This window comes from Arthrobacter sp. B0316-1-20 (assembly GCF_059091865.1).
In genome coordinates, this window is record NZ_JBNHHC010000008.1 from 143,415 (window position 1) to 160,414 (window position 17,000).

The window sequence follows — 17,000 nt, forward strand, 5'->3', positions numbered from 1 at the left end:
CCTACCCGCATCCGGGCACGGCGCTGGCTGTCCGATATTAGGCCCAGGTTCCATGTAATCCACGGAAGAGTAATCCCGCATGTCTGAAACCACCGCATCGACGCAGAGCGCCGTCCGCAGCGACCTTCGCAACGTCGCGATCGTAGCCCACGTCGACCACGGGAAGACCACCCTCGTGGATGCCATGCTGAAGCACACCGGTGCCTTCTCCAGCCACGGCGAAACCGAAGAGCGCGTCATGGACTCCGGGGAACTGGAACGTGAAAAGGGCATCACCATCCTGGCCAAGAACACCACCGTGTTCTACTCCGGCCCGGCCGCCCAGGGCGAGACCATCACCATCAGCGTGATCGACACTCCCGGCCACGCCGACTTCGGCGGCGAGGTGGAGCGCGGCCTGTCCATGGTGGACGGCGTGGTTCTGCTGGTTGACGCTTCCGAGGGCCCGCTGCCGCAGACCCGTTTTGTGCTGCGCAAGGCGCTGGCCGCCAAGCTCCCCGTCATCCTGGTGGTCAACAAGACCGACCGCCCGGACGCCCGCATCGACGCCGTCGTTGCCGAGGCGATGGACCTGCTGCTGGGCCTGGCCTCGGACCTTGCCGACGAAGTCCCCGATCTGGACCTGGACGCCGTCCTCAACGTTCCCGTTGTCTACGCCTCCGGCAAGGCCGGCCGGGCCTCGCTGACCCAGCCCGCCGACGGTACCCTGCCGGAAGACGAGGACCTGGAGCCGCTGTTCGCCACCATCATGGAGCACGTGCCGGCCCCGTCCTATGACCCCGAGGGCGTGCTGCAGGCCCACGTGACCAACCTTGACGCCTCCCCGTTCCTGGGCCGCCTGGCGCTGCTGCGCATCTACAACGGCACCCTGCAGAAGGGGCAGACCGTGGCCTGGGCCCGCCAGGACGGCCAGCTGAAGAACGTCCGGATCTCCGAACTGCTGGCCACCAAGGGACTGACGCGCGTGCCGGCCGAATCCGCCGGCCCGGGCGAGATTGTCGCCGTCGCCGGCATCGAGGACATCACCATCGGCGAGACCCTGACCGACGCCGAGAACCCGCAGCCGCTGCCGCTGATCAAGGTGGACGACCCGGCCATCTCGATGACCATCGGCATCAACACCTCGCCGCTGGCCGGCAAGGTCAAGGGCGCCAAGGTCACCGCCCGCCAGGTCAAGGACCGGCTGGACAAGGAACTGGTGGGCAACGTCTCGCTGAAGGTGCTGCCGACCGAACGCCCGGATGCCTGGGAGGTCCAGGGCCGCGGCGAGCTGGCACTGGCCATCCTGGTGGAGCAGATGCGCCGCGAGGGCTTCGAGCTGACCGTGGGCAAGCCCCAGGTGGTCACCAAGACCATCGACGGCAAGGTGCACGAGCCGATGGAGCACATGACCATCGACGTGCCCGAGGAGTACCTCGGTGCCGTCACGCAGCTGCTGGCCGCCCGCAAGGGCCGGATGGTCAACATGGCCAACCACGGCACCGGCTGGGTCCGGATGGAGTTCATCGTTCCGGCCCGCGGCCTGATCGGTTTCCGCACCCGGTTCATGACCGAAACGCGGGGCGCGGGCATCGCCGCGTCCATCTCCGAGGGCTATGAGCCGTGGGCCGGGCCGATCGAGTACCGCACCAACGGTTCGATGGTGGCCGACCGGGCCGGCGTGGTCACGCCCTTCGCGATGATCAACCTGCAGGAACGCGGCTCCTTCTTCGTCCAGCCCACCTCGGAGGTCTACGAAGGCATGATCGTGGGCGAGAACTCGCGCGCTGACGACATGGACGTGAACATCACGAAGGAGAAGAAGCTCACCAACATGCGTGCCGCTTCCTCCGACAGCTTCGAGAACCTCACCCCGCCGCGGAACCTGACCCTGGAGGAGTCCCTCGAATTCGCCCGCGAGGACGAGTGCGTGGAGGTCACCCCGGAGGCGATCCGCATCCGCAAGGTGGTCCTGGACGCCAACGAGCGGCTTAAGGCCGCCCGGGCGCGCGCCCGGGCATAAACTGGACCCTATGACAGAGCAGAGGCAACCCGCCGGAGACCGCGGCGGGTTGCCTTCCGCTGTTTCCGGGCAGGGCCCGGAACGGCGCGCGGCACGACGGCGGCGTCCCGCCTTCCACGGGTGGGGCACGGCCGTCTTCGGGGCGGTGGCGACGGCGGTGGCGGGGACGGCCCTGCACTCGCAGATTCTCTATGCCGGGGAGTCCGGGTATCCGTGGGGCGCCGCGGCAGCCCTGCTGTTCGCCCTGGCGGTGATGGTCTGGGCCGGACTCAAGACGCACAACGTCCTGATGGCCGGCCTGACGGGCGTCCTCTCCTACGTCCTCGTCGGGCTGATGGCGATGGCTCCCGGCGGCGAGCCGCTGATCGTCACGGGAACCACGGCGGCGGTGGAACTGCCGATCGCCGTGGCGGGGCGGATCTGGATGATCGGGCTGGTTTTCGCCACCATCGTGGCGCTGCTGGTCTGCGCCTGGGCGCTCAAGCCGCGGCGGGCCGGCGCCTGACCGGCCCCGCCCGCGCGCGGGGCGTCAATTCGCCGTCTGGTCCAGATGGTGCGCCATGAAGATTGAGGTAGCAGTCCCGTCCTCGTCGGCGGGCAACATCGCGTATTCCTCGAAAATTGCGCGGATCTTCGCCAGCATCTCCTGGCGGTGCGCGTCGTTGAGCTTAATGCCCATCCGCGTGGTTTCGATCTCGTCCGGGGCCAGGCCGTCGATTTCCTGCAGGAAGGTCTCCACCAGCACCGGTGCCGCGTCCGGCATCTTCGCGCCCCAGGACATCCGGGTGGCGCGGTAGGGGACTTCCTTGGCCCCCCGGTTGCCCTTCCGCGGTTCCTCGGCCTCCAGGAAGCCGGTGTTGAGCAGTGTGCGCACGTGGTGCAGCGAGGTGGCCGGATTCAGGCCGAGCAGCTCCGCGATCTCTTTATTGGTCCTGGACCGGTGGAGGCAGAGCCGGAGAATGCGCAGCCGTACCGGGGAGCTGAGCGCCCGCCCGGCGGCTTGCAGGTCCTGATCCGTAGGCATGTCTCCAGCATACGACACCGGGCACCTAATGATTGACTTTCCCCAATCGCTACCCGAGACTGTGACCTGTGACCCAGCTACCCGCGCCCGGGGCCTCCGGAACCGCCCCGGCGGCCGGCGCCGCCCACCCGGGCGGGGCACCGCCGTCGTTATGGCGGGACCGGAACTTCCGCACCTTCTGGTCGGCCCAGGCGCTCAGCCAGGTCGGGGCCCAGGTCGGCCAGCTGGTCGTCCCGGTGCTCGCCGTGGCCGTGCTCGGGGCCAGCGAATTCCAGGTGGGTGTCCTCAATGCCAGCGCCACCGCCGCCTTTCTGCTGATCGGGTTGCCGGCGGGGGCCTGGGTGGACCGCTGGCTCAAACGGCGGGTCATGATCACGGCCGACCTGGTCCGTGCCGCCGCGATGCTGTCCGTGCCGTTGCTGTGGTGGGCGGGCGTGCTGCAGATGTGGCACCTGTACGCGGTGGCGGCCGGGCTCGGCTGCGCAACGGTGTTCTTCGACGTGGCCTACCAGAGCTACATACCGGTCCTGGTGCGCGGCGACCAGGTGTCGTCGGCGAACTCCAAGCTGGAGAGCACCGCGCAGCTGGCGAGGATGGGCGGACCCGCCGCGGGCGGCGGCCTGCTGCAGGTGATGGCGGCTCCGCTGCTGTTCCTGGCGGATACGCTCGGCTACCTGTTCTCGGCCCTGTTCCTGGTCCGCACCTCGGACCGGGAAGTGCCTGCTCCGCGGCACGGCCGGCGGCCGCTCGCGGTGGAAATCCGGGAAGGGCTCGGCTTCGTGGTCCGGCACCCGCTGATCAGCCGGATAGCCGCGTGCACGGGCCTGACAAATTTCTTCGCCGGACTGGCCTTCACGCTGTTTCCCATCCTGGTGCTGCGCGAACTGGGTCTGGGCCCGGCCGCGCTGGGGCTGGTCTACTCGGTCGCCGCGGCCGGCGGGCTGCTGGGAGCGGTGGCGGCGCCCCGGCTGGCGAAGCTGACCGGCGAGGGGGCCCTGATTCCGCTGGCCAGCGTTGCGTCGGCGGTCTTCCTGGCGGCGATGCCGTTGTCGGTGCTGATGCCGGACACCGCCTCGGCACTGTTCCTGCTGATCGTCGGCGAGGCCGGCGTCTCCTTCTGCTCCCTGGTCTACAACGTGATGCAGGTGACGATGCGCCAGCGGGTCTGCCCGCCGCGGCTGCTCGGGAGGATGAACGCGTCGATCCGCTTCGTGGTGTACGGCGTGTTGCCGCTCTCCGGGCTGCTGGCGGGCCTGCTCGGCGGAACCATCGGATTGGTGCCCACCCTGTGGATCGGTGCGGCCGGTTCCGCGCTTGCCGCGGCGCCGGTGCTGTTCTCGCCCCTGTGGGCCCTGCGTAAACTGCCGGACAGCTACGAGGGCTGACCGCCGGCCCGCGGGCGGCGCCGCGGCGGGGCGGGCGGCACCTGCTTGGCCGCGGCCACGGCCGGCAACGGGACGACGACGTCTCCGCGCCTGGTGCCTACCGTGCAGCTGTCGGCGTCGACGGCCCGCAGTTCGCCGAGCACGTCGGTGAAGCCGCCCTCGATCCGGTACCGGACCACCACGCGCGTTCCCGGTGCTGCTGCGGCCAGGAACGCGGCGGGGGTAGCGGGTATCACGTGACCATCTTAGGCGGGCCGTGCCCGGCTGGGGAGATAATGGTCCCAACGGATACGCTAGTGGGAACTGTTCAGAAAGGTGCTGACGGACGTGACGTACGTAATCGCACAGCCGTGCGTGGATGTAAAAGACAAGGCATGTATCGAAGAATGCCCGGTGGACTGTATCTACGAAGGCGAACGGTCCCTGTACATCCACCCGGATGAATGTGTCGATTGCGGCGCCTGCGAACCGGTCTGCCCGGTCGAAGCCATCTACTACGAGGATGACACCCCCGAAGAGTGGGCCGACTACTACAAGGCCAACGTGGAGTTCTTCGACGACCTGGGATCCCCGGGCGGTGCCGCCAAGCTGGGCAACACACACAAGGACCACCCGCTGATCGCCGCGCTGCCGCCGCAGAACCAAGACTGAACTCGATGAGTCCCTTCGGCCTGCAGCTGCCGGAATACCCGTGGGACGCCATGGCGCCCTACGCGCAGAAAGCGGCCGGGCACCCCGGCGGCGCGGTGAACCTGTCCATCGGCACGCCGGTTGACTCCACTCCGGCCGTCGTCCGGGAGGCCCTGGCCGCGGCCGCCGATGCCCCGGGCTACCCCACGACCCACGGCACCGCCGAACTGCGGGAAGCGATCACGGAGTGGTTCGGCCGCCGTCGCAACGTTCCCGGCCTGGATCCGGAAGCGGTCATGCCCACCGTCGGTTCCAAGGAGCTGGTCGCCTGGCTGCCCACCTTGCTGGGACTCGGGGCGGGCGACGTGGTGGTGCGCCCCGTCGTGGCGTATCCGACCTACGACATCGGCGCCATCCTCGCCGGCGCAACCCCGGTGGCGGCGGACAACCTGGCGGACCTGGATGCGCAGACCAGGAGCCGGGTGAAACTGGTGTGGGTCAACTCGCCGGGCAACCCGACGGGCATGGTCCGGGACCGGGCAGAGCTGCGCACCCTGGTGGAGGACGCCCGCGGCCTGGGCGCCGTGGTCGCTTCCGACGAATGCTACGCGGAGCTGGGCTGGGGCGCTTGGGACACCGCCCGCGGCGGGCAGGCCGTGCCGAGCGTGCTGGACCCGTACGTCGCGCAGGGCTCGCACGAGGGCCTGCTGTGCGCCTACTCGCTCAGCAAGCAGTCAAACCTTGCCGGGTACCGTGCCGCGTTCCTGGCCGGCGACCCGGCGCTGATGCCGAACATCATCAACAGCCGCAAGCATGCCGGCATGATCGTGCCGTTCCCGGTCCAGGCCGCGATGCTCGCTGCCCTGCGCGATGACGCGCACGTCCAGGAGCAGAAGGACCTGTACCGGAGCCGGCGCGAGCGGCTGTTGCCGGCGCTGGAGAATTTCGGCGTGCAGATCAGCCATTCCGAGGCCGGGCTGTACCTGTGGGGGAGCGCGGGGGAAGATACATGGACCACCGTGGGCCGCATGGCCGAGCTGGGCATCGTCACCGGACCCGGCGTGTTCTACGGCGAGGCCGGCAACGGCCATATCCGGGTGGCGCTGACCGGCAGCGACGAACGGATCGACGCCGCCGTCGAGCGGCTTTCCTGACCCGGCCCGGCAGCGCCTGACTGTGGATATGAACAAAAATATATGTCGCGGATTAGATATATCCGCGACTCTACGGGTAGCGTTTTACCCGAGTATGTGCATGCTCAGTGCCACAAGCGCCCGGCGTGCCGTTAGCTTCTATACCTCCTGAAGGGGACTCAATGACTGAGCAGACCGGTGCCAAGCTGCACTTCGATGGCGGCGAACTCGAACTCCCACGGCTCAAGGCCGCCGAAGGCAACGACGGTTACGACGTATCCAAACTGCTGAAGCAGACCGGCGCGGTCACCTTCGACCCGGGGTTCATGAACACGGCGGCGACCACCTCGGCCATCACCTACATCGACGGCGACGCCGGTGTGCTCCGCTACCGCGGCTATCCGATCGAGCAGCTGGCCGAGCACTCGAGCTTCCTCGAAGTGTCCTACCTGCTGATCTACGGCGAACTGCCCACCCCCACCGAGCTGGAGGAGTTCGACCACAAGATCCGCCGCCACACCCTGCTGCACGAAGAGCTCAAGGGCTTCTTCGGCGGGTTCCCGCGCGACGCGCACCCGATGCCGGTGCTCTCCTCGGCGGTCAGCGCGCTGTCCACCTTCTACCAGGACTCGCTGGACCCGTTCGACGACAAGCAGGTGGAGCTGTCCACCATCCGCCTGATGGCGAAGCTGCCGGTGATCGCCGCCTACGCGCACAAGAAGTCGATCGGCCAGGCGCTGCTCTACCCGGACAACTCCATGAACCTGGTGGAGAACTTCCTGCGCCTGAGCTTCGGCCTGCCCGCCGAGCCCTACGAACTGGACCCGACCGTGGTCAAGGCCCTGGACCTGCTGCTCATCCTGCACGCTGACCACGAGCAGAACTGCTCCACGTCCACCGTGCGCCTGGTGGGCAGCTCCAACGCCAACATGTTCGCCTCCGTCTCCGCCGGCATCAACGCCCTGTTCGGCCCGCTCCACGGCGGCGCCAACGAGGCGGTGCTGAACATGCTCCGCCAGATCCAGGCCAGCGGCCAGGAGCCGGAGCAGTTCATGGAGAAGGTCAAGAACAAGGAAGAAGGCGTGCGCCTGATGGGCTTCGGGCACCGCGTCTACAAGAACTACGATCCGCGCGCCCGCCTGGTCAAGGCCACAGCGCACGAGATCCTGGGCAAGCTCGGCGGCAACGACGAGCTGCTGGACATCGCCATGCGCCTGGAAGAGAAGGCGCTGGCGGACGACTACTTCATCGAGCGCAAGCTGTACCCGAACGTGGACTTCTACACCGGCCTGATCTACAAGGCCATGGGCTTCCCGGAGAAGATGTTCACGGTGCTGTTCGCCATCGGGCGCCTGCCCGGCTGGATCGCCCAGTGGCGGGAAATGATCAAGGACCCGCAGACCAAGATCGGCCGCCCGCGGCAGCTGTACACGGGCGCGCAGGAGCGCGAGTACCCGGCCCGCTAGAACGACGGCGGAGCACGCCTTAACTCAAACGGCCCCCGGAGCAATCCGGGGGCCGTTTGTTTTGCTTCAGCCGGCGTAGCCGTTCGGGTTGTTCTTCTGCCAGCGCCAGTGGTCTTCGCACATCTGCTCGAGGTTCTTGACCGCCGACCAGCCGAGCTCGGCCAGCGCGGCGGAAGGGTCGGCATAGCTGATGGCGGCGTCCCCGGGGCGCCGGTCGGTCAGCTCGTAGGGGATGTCGAATCCCGCCGCCTTGCCGAACGCGGCGAGCACCTCCAGCACGGAGGAGCCCTTGCCGGTGCCCAGGTTCCACCGGCGCACTCCGGGCCGGCCGGCGATGAAGTCCAGGGCCGCCAGGTGTCCGGCGGCCAGGTCCATGACATGGATGTAGTCGCGCACGCCGGTACCGTCCGGCGTCGGGTAGTCGCTGCCGAAGACCCGGACCTTGTCCCGGCGGCCCACGGCCACCTGCGCCACGAACGGCAGCAGGTTGTTGGGCACACCCGTCGGGTCTTCGCCGATCCGCCCGCTTTCGTGCGCGCCCACGGGGTTGAAGTAGCGCAACAGGGCCACGTGCCAGCGCGGGTCGGAGTCGCCCAGGTCGGACAGGATGTCCTCGATCTGTTCCTTGGTCCGGCCGTAGGGATTAATCGCGTCCAGCGGAAGCTTCTCGGTCAGCGGCACCTCCTCGGTGGCGCCGTACACGGTGGCCGAGGAACTGAACACGATCGTGCGGACGTTGTGGGCATCCATCGCGCGGAGCAAGTTCAGCGTGCCGCCCACGTTGTTGTGGTAGTAGTGCAGGGGTTTTTCAACGGACTCGCCGACGGCCTTCAGGCCGGCAAAGTGGATCACGGCGTCCACGGACTCGGTCTCCAGCACCCGGTTAAGCGCGGCCTCGTCCAGCAGGTCGGCCTGGTGGAACCGTGCCTGCCGGCCGGCAAGCTCCTGGACGCGGCGCAGCGACTCCTCGCTGGAATTGGCCAGGTTGTCGAGCACCACCACGTCGTGCCCCGCCTCCAGCAGGGCGAGCGTGGTGTGCGAGCCGATGAAGCCGGTTCCTCCGGTGACCAGAATTCTCATGCCCACCAGCTTAGTAGCTCACCCCCGGTCACCCCGCCACGGCCCGCAGCGGGGCAGGTACAAGGGCTGGACAGCAAGGTCTAGAGTTGAGCTACAGGCGGCAGTGGGGATGCCCGCGGGCGGCACCCGCGTGCGGGGGCCACTGCAGATGAGCTGCGTCGTCGGTCCGAGCGAAAGGACGCGGACAGCATGCACCAGACGGGCGGGCCGGGGTGGCGGATCACCGCAGACACCTCGGGACATATGCTGCTGGCCCTCTACCTTCGCGACGCCGCCGGCCTGGCCGGAGCCGGCCGGCCCGCGGTGTCGCCGGTGTTGCCGACGGTCCGCACCGCCGATCCCACCCAGCTGACCGCGCATGTCGGCGGCCCGGCGGCGCTGCGGGACGAATGGGAGAAGTGGTGGGAGGACCTGGTCCGTGACCGCCCGGGCAACGCCGCGAAACTGGCCCCGCCGTCCTTTCCCGCCTTCGCCGGCAGCCCCGCGCTGCGGCTGCTGCTGCAGGCCCACTTCGGCGCCGGGATGAGCTGGGCGCGTGCCCGGATGGCCGAGTACGGGAAGTTGGCGCAGGAGCGCGAGGCCAAGGGCACGAACGGGTTGATCCGCGAGCTGGTCCAGGACCGGGAGATGGAGCTCGGCCGCGCCGCGCGCACCTTCGAGCTGAAGCTCATCGAGCTGCCGCTGTGCGAGCCGCGTGCCTGGTTCGTGGAGCCGGACCGGGTGTTGCTGTGCCAGACACTGCTGGACGACGAAAGCGCCTTCCGCAGTTACCTTCAGCCGATCGTTGAACTCATCGTCTAGCCGCGCCGGGCGGCTCAGGCGACCGGGCCCCGCGCCACGGTGATCACGACGTAGCCGGTGTCGGTATCGGCGCCGACCCAGCCGCCGTCGTCACGCTGCCAGCTGAGGCCCGCGTGGGCCACCGACTCAAGGTCGAGCCCTTTGGCAGAAGCCACCGCCCACTGCGCCACCGCCCAGCCCCGCTGGTCGGCTGCCGCCACCCGGACCTCGCGGCCGGCGACGGCCATGTCCAGGCCGGGATGCACGGCCTCCAGCTGCGCCAGGACGGCAGCGGGGTCGCCGGCTGCGTCGGCATCCTTGAGCACGCAGTTCAGGGCGGCGGGCGAGTGCCCGGTCAGCGCCGAGGCGAAGGCCTTGGCCTCGGCCTCATGGTCCGCGTAGGCCAGCGGATAGGCGCTGCGCTGGACGGTCTGGGCCGCGTCGGTCACCGGCATGGACTCGTAGCCCGGGACCTGTTCGAGCACCTCGTAGAACTTGTTGGCCGCATACACCGGGTCCTGCACTTGTTCCTCGGTGCCCCAGCCCTGGGACGGCCGCTGCTGGAACAGCCCCCGGGAGTCGGGACCGGCCGTGTCGCCGTAATCGATGTTGCGCAGCTTCGACTCCTGGATGGCCGTCGCCAGGGCGATCGACGCGGCGCGTGCGGGCAGCCCGCGCCCGACGGCAATCCCCGAGATGAGCGCGGCGTTCGCGGCCTGGTCCGGTGCCAGTTCGTAGGTGTCCGAACCGACGACGGCGGTGCACCGCTCGCGGACCAGGGTTTGGGAACGGTCAATGAAGGTGGCGGCGAAGTAGGCGGCACCGCCGACCAGGGCCAGCAGGACGATCAGGCTGAGCAGGCTGCGGGTCCTGCGTGCACGGGTTTGCCGGGACATGGCGGTGCCGTCCGGGACTGCTAGTTGGCGTGCAGGACCGCGTTGAGCTCCACGCTCTGGCCCTTGCGCGGCAGGACTTCCACTGCGCCGCTGGTGGAGTTGCGGCGGAAGAGGAGGTTGGGCAGGCCGGAGAGTTCCACGGCCTTGACCTGGCGGTGGTCCCCGGTGGCAACGTCGATCAGGCTGACCCGGGTTCCGGCGGTCACATAGAGGCCGGCCTCGACCACGCAGTCGTCGCCGATGCTGATGCCGACGCCCGAGTTGGCGCCCAGCAGCACGCGCTCGCCGATGCTGATCCGTTCCTTCCCCCCGCCGGAGAGCGTGCCCATGATCGAGGCGCCGCCGCCGACGTCGGACCCGTCCGCCACAATGACGCCGGCGGAAATGCGGCCCTCCACCATGGAAGTGCCCAGCGTGCCGGCGTTGAAGTTGACGAAGCCTTCGTGCATCACCGTGGTGCCGGCGGCCAGGTGCGCGCCGAGGCGGACCCGGTCGGCCTCGGCAATCCGCACGCCGGTGGGAACCACGTAGTCCACCATGCGCGGAAACTTGTCCACGCCGAAGACGGTGACCTGGCCGCGGCGGCGCAGCCGGCGGCGGACCGCTTCGAAACCGTCCACGGCGCACGGGCCGAAGTTGGTCCAGACCACGTTGGGCAGCTGCCCGAAAATGCCGTCCATGTTCAGCGAATTGGGGGTGACGAGGCGGTGGGAGAGCAGATGCAGCCGGAGGTAGGCGTCGGCGGTGTCGGCCGGCGCGGCGTCCAGGTCGATGCTGCGGGTGAGGACCTCAAGACGGGTGCCGCGGTCCGCGTCGGCGCTGTCCGCGGCGTCGGCCTCAAGGCCGGTCTCCGCGTCCCCGGCGGCGCCGGCAGGGCCCAGGGCCGGCGCCGGATACCAGACGTCGAGGACGGTGCCGCTGTCGGTGACGGTGGCCAGCCCGGTGCCGTGGGCGGTGCGCGGAGTGGCGGTGGCGGTGGTGCTCGCGGTCATGGATGCAAGTCTACCGAGCGCGCCGGGGCCGGTGACGCCGGTATGCCGCAGGCGCGTCTGGCTAAGCTGGGGGAGTGACTTCCACCATCGCCCTGGACTTGACCGCCGACGTCGCCGAGCTGACCGCGGCGCTGATCGACGTTAACAGCGTGTCCGGCAACGAGACCGCCCTGGCCGACGCCGTGGAGGCCGCCCTGCGGGCCCTGCCGCACCTGAAGGTGCTGCGCGACGGCGACGCCATCGTCGCGCGCACGCAGCTGGGGCGGCCGGAGCGGGTCATCCTGGCCGGCCACCTCGACACCGTGCCGTTGCCCGCCGTGCCCGGCTCCCTCGGAACCGTGCCGTCGGTGTGGGACGGGGACGTGCTGTACGGGCGCGGCGCCACCGATATGAAGGGCGGGGTAGCGGTGCAGCTGGCGCTGGCCGCCGAGCTGGCGGCACCCAACCGCGATGTCACCTACGTCTTTTACGACCACGAGGAAGTGGATGCTTCGATGAGCGGGCTGGGCCGGCTGGTGCGCAACCACCCCCAGTTGCTGCAGGGCGACTTCGCCATCCTGCTCGAACCGACCGACGGAACCGTGGAAGGCGGCTGCAACGGCACGGCCCGGTTCGAAGCGAGCACGGTCGGCCAGGCGGCGCATTCCGCGCGCGCGTGGCGGGGCGTCAACGCTATCCACGCCGCGGCAGACATCCTGGTCCGGCTCCGGGACCATGAACCGGCCACTGTCACGGTCGACGGCCTGGAGTACCGCGAGAGCCTGAACGCGGTGAAGATCAAGGGCGGCACAGCGGGCAACATCATCCCCGACAGCACCACGGTGGAAATCAATTACCGGTTCGCTCCGGACAAGACGCCCGCGGACGCCGAACTGTACGTGCGGAACCTGCTGGAGGGCTTCACGGTGGTCTGCACGGATGCCGCGGCCGGCGCCCGGCCCGGCCTCGACCACCCGGCAGCCGCCGAGTTCGTGGCCGCCGTGGGGGCGGAGCCAAAGCCGAAGTACGGCTGGACCGACGTGGCGCGGTTCAGCGAGCTGGGCATTCCGGCCGTCAACTTCGGCCCCGGCGACGCGTTGCTGGCCCACACCGACAACGAACACGTTCCGGCGGAGGCCGTCCGCGCGTGCCGGGCGGCGCTGCGCCGCTGGCTCCTGGCCTGACCGTCCGGGGCGCCGGAGGATGCCGCCGCCGGGCAACAAGGCGCCCGGGAAGCTGGGACGGGGAAGGGGAGGACGCGCTGGCATCCTCCCCTTCCCCGTCGGCGGTCAGCGGCAGCCGGTCACACCTTGACGGCCATCGGCTGCGTGGTCAGCGGCGCGGTCTCGCCCGCGGTCCGGCTGCTCAGGAACTTGGAGAGCCAGTTGGCTACCCAGGACAAGGCGAAGTTGACGATGATGAAGAGCAGCGCGGCAATCGTCAGCGACTGCAGGATCGGACCGGCGGAGCCGTAAATCTGCATCGACCGCAGCAACTCGGAGTACGTGATGATGTAGCCGAGGGCAGAGTCCTTCAGGATCACCACGAATTGGCTGACCAGGGCCGGCAGCATGGCCACCAGGGCCTGCGGCAGTTCGATGCTGCGCAACGACTGGGCACGTGTCATGCCGATCGCCATCCCGGCTTCACGCTGGCCCTTTGGCAGGCCGAACACGCCGGAGCGGACCAGTTCCGCGATCACCGATCCGTTGTACAGCGTCAGGGCCGTCACGACGGCGTAAAACGGGATGTCTGCCGGGGTGCCGATTCTCAGCTGCCCGAACAGGAGCCAGAAGAAAATCATCATCAGCAACACCGGGACAGCCCGCAAGAGTTCGACGATCACTCCGCAGAGCCACCGCAGGGGACCGTTCGAGGCGAGCCTGCCCACGCCAAAGAGCAGCCCGAAGACCACGGACGTGAGGATCGAGACTGCGGCGGCCTTAAAGGTGTTGATCAGACCCGGCAGGATGGTGAACTGCCAGACCTCGCCGGTCAGGAACGGCGTCCACAGCTCGGGTGCCAGCTGGCCCTTGTCGTTCAGTCCGACGATGACGAAGATCGCCGCGCCGAGGAAGAGCAGGATGCCGATGATGTTGGTGACCATGATCCGCGCACGGGCCTTCGGGCCGGGCGCATCAAAGAGGACGTTCTGCTTGATGTTCATCGTGACACCGCCAGTTTCTTGGAGAGCCAAGTGGTCACCAGGCCGATCGGCAGCACGATGATCACGAAGCCGATGGCGAAGGTCGCGAAAATGGCCATGATGACATCCGGCCGAAACTCGATCATGGTTTTCATCAGCCCGGCGGATTCGGCGACCGACGCCGCCGTTGCCACCGTGGTGTTCTTGGTCAGGGCGATCAGGGTGTTGCCCAGCGGCGCCACGGCACCCCGGAAGGCCTGGGGCAGGATGACCATCCGCGCCGCCGGCAGGAAGCTCAGCCCGATGGCGCGTGCGGCCTCGGCCTGTCCCAGGGGCACGGTGTTGACTCCGCTGCGAATGGATTCGCAGACGAAGGCCGCGTGGTAGACGGACAGCCCGACGATGGCCCAGAGGAAGAAGTTGAAGTCGAAATCGCCGGAGAGGTTCATCTGGAGCTGGAAGACCGCCACCAGAATGCAGAACACCATGATGATGGTCAGCGGCGTGTTGCGGAAGACGTTGACGTACGCCGCGCCGGCCCAGCGGAAGCTGGGCACCGGTGAGATGCGCATCAGGGCCAGGACGGTACCCAGCACCAACGAACCCAGGGCGGCCCAGAAAGCGAGCTGGATATTGACCCACAAGGCTCCGACGACGTCGTAGGTCTCCAGCGCCGTCAGGTAGCTCTGGAAATACTCGGACAAACTGTCCATCCCCTTTCGGTGGGAAGAGGCAGATCATGTTGTGGGGCGGGAGCGCCCCGCCCCACAACGGATGGTGCTAGGCGCAGGCTTCGCCCGGCTTCGGCGGGTTCAGGTCCTTGTTGTAGGAGTAATCCACACCCTCGGTGTTCTTCTTGAGGGCTTCTTCCCAGGCACCTTCCTCGACCATCTTGTTGATGGCTGCGTTGATGTCCGCGCAGAGTTCCGAGCCCTTCGGCAGGCCGACGCCGTAGTTCTCCTCCGAGAACGGGTTGCCGACCACCTTGTACTTGCCGGCGTTGTTCGGCTGCGCCGCGAGTCCGGCCAGGATGATGTCGTCGGTGGTCACCGCGTCGATCTGGCCGCCCTGCATGGCGGTCACGCACTCTGCGTAGCTGGGCCGCTCGACCAGGTTCACTTCGGCGGCGTGCTCGTCCTTGATGCGCTGGGCGGAGGTGGAGCCGGTCACCGAGCAGAGGTTCTTGCCGTTAAGCGCATCCGGGCCGGTGATTTCGGTGTCGTCGGTCCGGACCAGCAGGTCCTGGCCGGCCACGAAGTACGGTCCGGCGAAGTCGACGGTCTGCTTGCGCTCGTCGGTGATGGAGTACGTCGCGAAGATCATGTCCACCTGGTTGTTGGCGAGCATGTTTTCGCGGTTGGCCGAGGGCGACTCGACGAATTCGATCTGGTCCTCCGAGTAGCCCAGCTCGTTGGCCACGTACTTGGCTACATCCACGTCGAAGCCGCTGAACTTGCCGCCGGAGGAAAAGCCCAGGCCCGGCTGATCGTACTTGATGCCGATACGGATGCCTTCGCCGCCGCCTTCGCCGCCGCCGGCAGTCTCGCCGCCGCCTCCGCCGCCGCCTGTGCCGCCGCCGCCGCCGCAGGCGGACAGCACGAGCGCGGCTCCGGCTGCCATGGCAGCCATTCCATAACGGGTCTTTCGCATGTTTTCTCCTTGCGTTGTCGGCCCTCCGTCAGTGAAGGGCCAGGTGTGGGGGTCAGTGTTCGAGGATCTTGCCCAGGAAGTCCTTGGCGCGGGTGCTCTTCGGGTTGGTGAAGAATTCTTCCGGGGTGGCCTGCTCCACGATCTGGCCGTCGGCCATGAAGAGCACGCGGTCCGCCGCCTTGCGCGCAAAGCCCATCTCGTGCGTGACCACGATCATGGTCATGCCTTCGCTGGCCAACTGCACCATGGTGTCGAGCACTTCGTTGATCATTTCCGGATCCAGTGCCGAGGTGGGCTCGTCGAAGAGCATCACCTTAGGTTTCATCGCCAGGGCCCGGGCAATCGCCACGCGCTGCTGCTGGCCGCCGGAGAGCTGGGCCGGCAGCTTTTGCGACTGGTTGGCCACGCCGACGCGCTCGAGCAGGCTCATGGCCAGCTCCTTGGCCTCGGACTGCTTCATCCCCTTGACCTTGATCGGACCCAGGGTGACGTTCTCCAGGATCGATTTGTGGGCAAAAAGGTTGAAGGACTGGAACACCATGCCGACGTCGGCCCGCAGCTTGGCAAGGGCCTTGCCCTCGGCCGGCATCTTCTCGCCGTCGATCAGGATTTCGCCGTCGTCGATGGTCTCCAGGCGGTTGATCGCCCGGCAGAGGGTGGACTTGCCGGAACCCGACGGCCCGATCACGACCACCACTTCGCCCTTGGTGACCTCCAGGTTGATGTCCTGCAGCACATGGAGGGATCCGAAGTGCTTGTTGACGTTCTTCAGGGACACCAGCGGCTGACCCGCCGGCGCGGCGGATGTGGCTCGGGTTGCCGCCGCAGGAGCAGCAGGCGGCGTTTTACTGTGCGATGCGTCACTGGTCATGGAACGAATCTAGCGAAAGATTCCCTTCAAGCAATGCATTCGCGACCGAACCGCCGGAATCGTGATTTAAGAGCAACCTGCGTCCCGGACCGCGTGAGGGCCGAATTGCCACCGAAACGGCGGAAACCGCCACGGATGGCCGGCGGATCTGTAGCCTTGGGAAATGACAAACCAGCAAGACATCCCGCTCCCGTCGCAACTTCCGGGCGCACCGAAAACCCGTTTCAAGGGGCCGGTGGAGCTGCGGCGCAGCCAGGCGGACATCCCGCAGGCCGACCAGTACCTGCTGGACACCAAGGACCGGGCGGAATTTACGCACACGGATCCCTGGCGCGTGCTGCGGATCCAGAGCGAATTCGTCGAAGGGTTCGGCACCCTGGCCGACCTCGGCCCGGCGATCAGCGTGTTCGGTTCGGCCCGCACCCGGCAGGGAAGCAAGCACTACGCCATCGCCGAGGAGATCGGGCAGCTGCTGGTCCGGCATAATTTCGCGGTCATCACCGGCGGCGGCCCCGGTTCCATGGAGGCGGCCAACAAGGGCGCCAGCGAGGCCGGCGGCGTCTCGGTCGGGCTGGGCATCGAACTGCCGTTCGAGCAGGGGCTCAACGACTGGGTGGACCTGGGCATCAACTTCCGGTATTTCTTCGCCCGCAAGACGATGTTCGTCAAGTACGCGCAGGGGTTCATCGTGCTCCCCGGCGGGCTGGGCACGCTCGACGAGCTGTTCGAAGCCATGGTGCTGGTCCAGACGAAGAAGGTGACGTCCTTCCCGATCGTGCTGGTGGGCACGGCATTCTGGTCGCCGCTGATCGACTGGATCCGCAACACGCTCTTGGCCGAAGCGATGATCGCGGAGGCCGATCTGGACCTGGTCAGCGTGGTGGATACGGCCGAGGAAGCAGTCGAGCAGGTCATCTCCGGGTTGTCCGCCCGCTCCGGATTTTGACCCGGCGCGACGTCCTCTCT

Annotated in this window: 18 protein-coding genes; 9 read left to right on the forward strand and 9 right to left on the reverse strand. The window is 67.9% G+C overall.

Annotated elements, in window-relative coordinates:
• Positions 1-79: 79 nt before the first annotated feature.
• Entirely contained in the window at positions 80-2,002 is a 1,923-nt protein-coding gene (gene typA, locus AC5RW2_RS15405; RefSeq protein WP_494012584.1) for a translational GTPase TypA, read from the forward strand.
• A 10-nt stretch (positions 2,003-2,012) separates the two neighbouring features.
• On the forward strand, positions 2,013-2,507 hold the full coding sequence (locus tag AC5RW2_RS15410; protein ID WP_494074152.1) for a hypothetical protein: 495 nt from the start codon (positions 2,013-2,015) through the stop codon (positions 2,505-2,507).
• Between the two features lie 24 nt (positions 2,508-2,531).
• On the opposite strand, the gene AC5RW2_RS15415 is transcribed toward AC5RW2_RS15410, so the two are convergent.
• A complete protein-coding gene (locus tag AC5RW2_RS15415; RefSeq protein WP_494000308.1) occupies positions 2,532-3,026 on the reverse strand; it encodes an ArsR/SmtB family transcription factor in 495 nt (164 codons plus the stop codon).
• Positions 3,027-3,094: 68 nt separating this feature from the next.
• Between AC5RW2_RS15415 and AC5RW2_RS15420 the strand changes: the two genes are divergently transcribed.
• Positions 3,095-4,411 carry an MFS transporter gene (locus tag AC5RW2_RS15420; RefSeq protein ID WP_494074153.1) on the forward strand — a complete coding sequence of 439 codons (1,317 nt, stop codon included), beginning with the start codon at positions 3,095-3,097 and terminating at the stop codon, positions 4,409-4,411.
• Here AC5RW2_RS15420 and AC5RW2_RS15425 read toward each other — a convergent pair.
• Positions 4,399-4,647 (reverse strand): putative acetyltransferase, encoded by a 249-nt coding sequence (locus tag AC5RW2_RS15425; RefSeq protein ID WP_494012580.1) that lies wholly within the window; start codon positions 4,645-4,647, stop codon positions 4,399-4,401. The genes AC5RW2_RS15420 and AC5RW2_RS15425 overlap by 13 nt on opposite strands.
• Positions 4,648-4,738: 91 nt before the next feature.
• Here AC5RW2_RS15425 and fdxA point away from each other — a divergent pair, with 91 nt between their 5' ends.
• The 3 genes from fdxA (at position 4,739) to AC5RW2_RS15440 (ending at position 7,640) form a co-directional block, all read left to right on the forward strand.
• Positions 4,739-5,062: a ferredoxin gene (gene fdxA / locus AC5RW2_RS15430; protein ID WP_127511272.1), complete on the forward strand. Its 324-nt coding sequence runs from the start codon at positions 4,739-4,741 to the stop codon at positions 5,060-5,062.
• Positions 5,063-5,067: 5 nt separating this feature from the next.
• Positions 5,068-6,195 (forward strand): succinyldiaminopimelate transaminase, encoded by a 1,128-nt coding sequence (gene dapC, locus AC5RW2_RS15435; RefSeq protein WP_494074154.1) that lies wholly within the window; start codon positions 5,068-5,070, stop codon positions 6,193-6,195.
• A 161-nt stretch (positions 6,196-6,356) separates the two neighbouring features.
• Positions 6,357-7,640, forward strand: a complete 1,284-nt coding sequence (locus AC5RW2_RS15440) for a citrate synthase (RefSeq protein WP_494000304.1) — start codon at positions 6,357-6,359, stop codon at positions 7,638-7,640.
• 66 nt (positions 7,641-7,706) lie between these two features.
• Here the strand turns inward: AC5RW2_RS15440 and galE are convergent, their stop codons facing one another.
• Positions 7,707-8,720 carry a UDP-glucose 4-epimerase GalE gene (gene galE / locus AC5RW2_RS15445; RefSeq protein WP_494012578.1) on the reverse strand — a complete coding sequence of 338 codons (1,014 nt, stop codon included), beginning with the start codon at positions 8,718-8,720 and terminating at the stop codon, positions 7,707-7,709.
• 189 nt (positions 8,721-8,909) lie between these two features.
• Between galE and AC5RW2_RS15450 the strand changes: the two genes are divergently transcribed.
• Positions 8,910-9,521: a hypothetical protein gene (locus tag AC5RW2_RS15450; protein ID WP_494074155.1), complete on the forward strand. Its 612-nt coding sequence runs from the start codon at positions 8,910-8,912 to the stop codon at positions 9,519-9,521.
• Positions 9,522-9,535: 14 nt separating this feature from the next.
• Here AC5RW2_RS15450 and AC5RW2_RS15455 read toward each other — a convergent pair whose 3' ends face one another.
• Positions 9,536-10,396, reverse strand: coding sequence for a hypothetical protein (locus tag AC5RW2_RS15455; RefSeq protein ID WP_494074156.1), 861 nt, complete (start codon positions 10,394-10,396; stop codon positions 9,536-9,538).
• Between the two features lie 20 nt (positions 10,397-10,416).
• Positions 10,417-11,388 carry a 2,3,4,5-tetrahydropyridine-2,6-dicarboxylate N-succinyltransferase gene (dapD, locus tag AC5RW2_RS15460; RefSeq protein WP_494074157.1) on the reverse strand — a complete coding sequence of 324 codons (972 nt, stop codon included), beginning with the start codon at positions 11,386-11,388 and terminating at the stop codon, positions 10,417-10,419.
• Positions 11,389-11,462: 74 nt separating this feature from the next.
• On the opposite strand from dapD, the gene dapE reads away from it, so the two are divergent.
• Positions 11,463-12,551, forward strand: coding sequence for a succinyl-diaminopimelate desuccinylase (gene dapE / locus AC5RW2_RS15465; RefSeq protein ID WP_494074158.1), 1,089 nt, complete (start codon positions 11,463-11,465; stop codon positions 12,549-12,551).
• A gap of 119 nt (positions 12,552-12,670) precedes the next feature.
• Here dapE and AC5RW2_RS15470 read toward each other — a convergent pair whose 3' ends face one another.
• From AC5RW2_RS15470 to AC5RW2_RS15485, 4 genes are all read right to left on the reverse strand, one after another.
• Positions 12,671-13,534: an amino acid ABC transporter permease gene (locus AC5RW2_RS15470; protein WP_494012573.1), complete on the reverse strand. Its 864-nt coding sequence runs from the start codon at positions 13,532-13,534 to the stop codon at positions 12,671-12,673.
• Positions 13,531-14,226: an amino acid ABC transporter permease gene (locus tag AC5RW2_RS15475; RefSeq protein ID WP_494000297.1), complete on the reverse strand. Its 696-nt coding sequence runs from the start codon at positions 14,224-14,226 to the stop codon at positions 13,531-13,533. The genes AC5RW2_RS15470 and AC5RW2_RS15475 overlap by 4 nt, the downstream gene beginning before the upstream one ends.
• Before the next feature lie 67 nt (positions 14,227-14,293).
• Positions 14,294-15,163 (reverse strand): glutamate ABC transporter substrate-binding protein, encoded by an 870-nt coding sequence (locus tag AC5RW2_RS15480; protein WP_494022624.1) that lies wholly within the window; start codon positions 15,161-15,163, stop codon positions 14,294-14,296.
• 52 nt (positions 15,164-15,215) lie between these two features.
• Positions 15,216-16,034, reverse strand: a complete 819-nt coding sequence (locus AC5RW2_RS15485; RefSeq protein WP_494012571.1) for an amino acid ABC transporter ATP-binding protein — start codon at positions 16,032-16,034, stop codon at positions 15,216-15,218.
• Between the two features lie 163 nt (positions 16,035-16,197).
• On the opposite strand from AC5RW2_RS15485, the gene AC5RW2_RS15490 reads away from it, so the two are divergent.
• On the forward strand, positions 16,198-16,980 hold the full coding sequence (locus AC5RW2_RS15490; protein ID WP_494049655.1) for an LOG family protein: 783 nt from the start codon (positions 16,198-16,200) through the stop codon (positions 16,978-16,980).
• Positions 16,981-17,000: the final 20 nt, after the last annotated feature.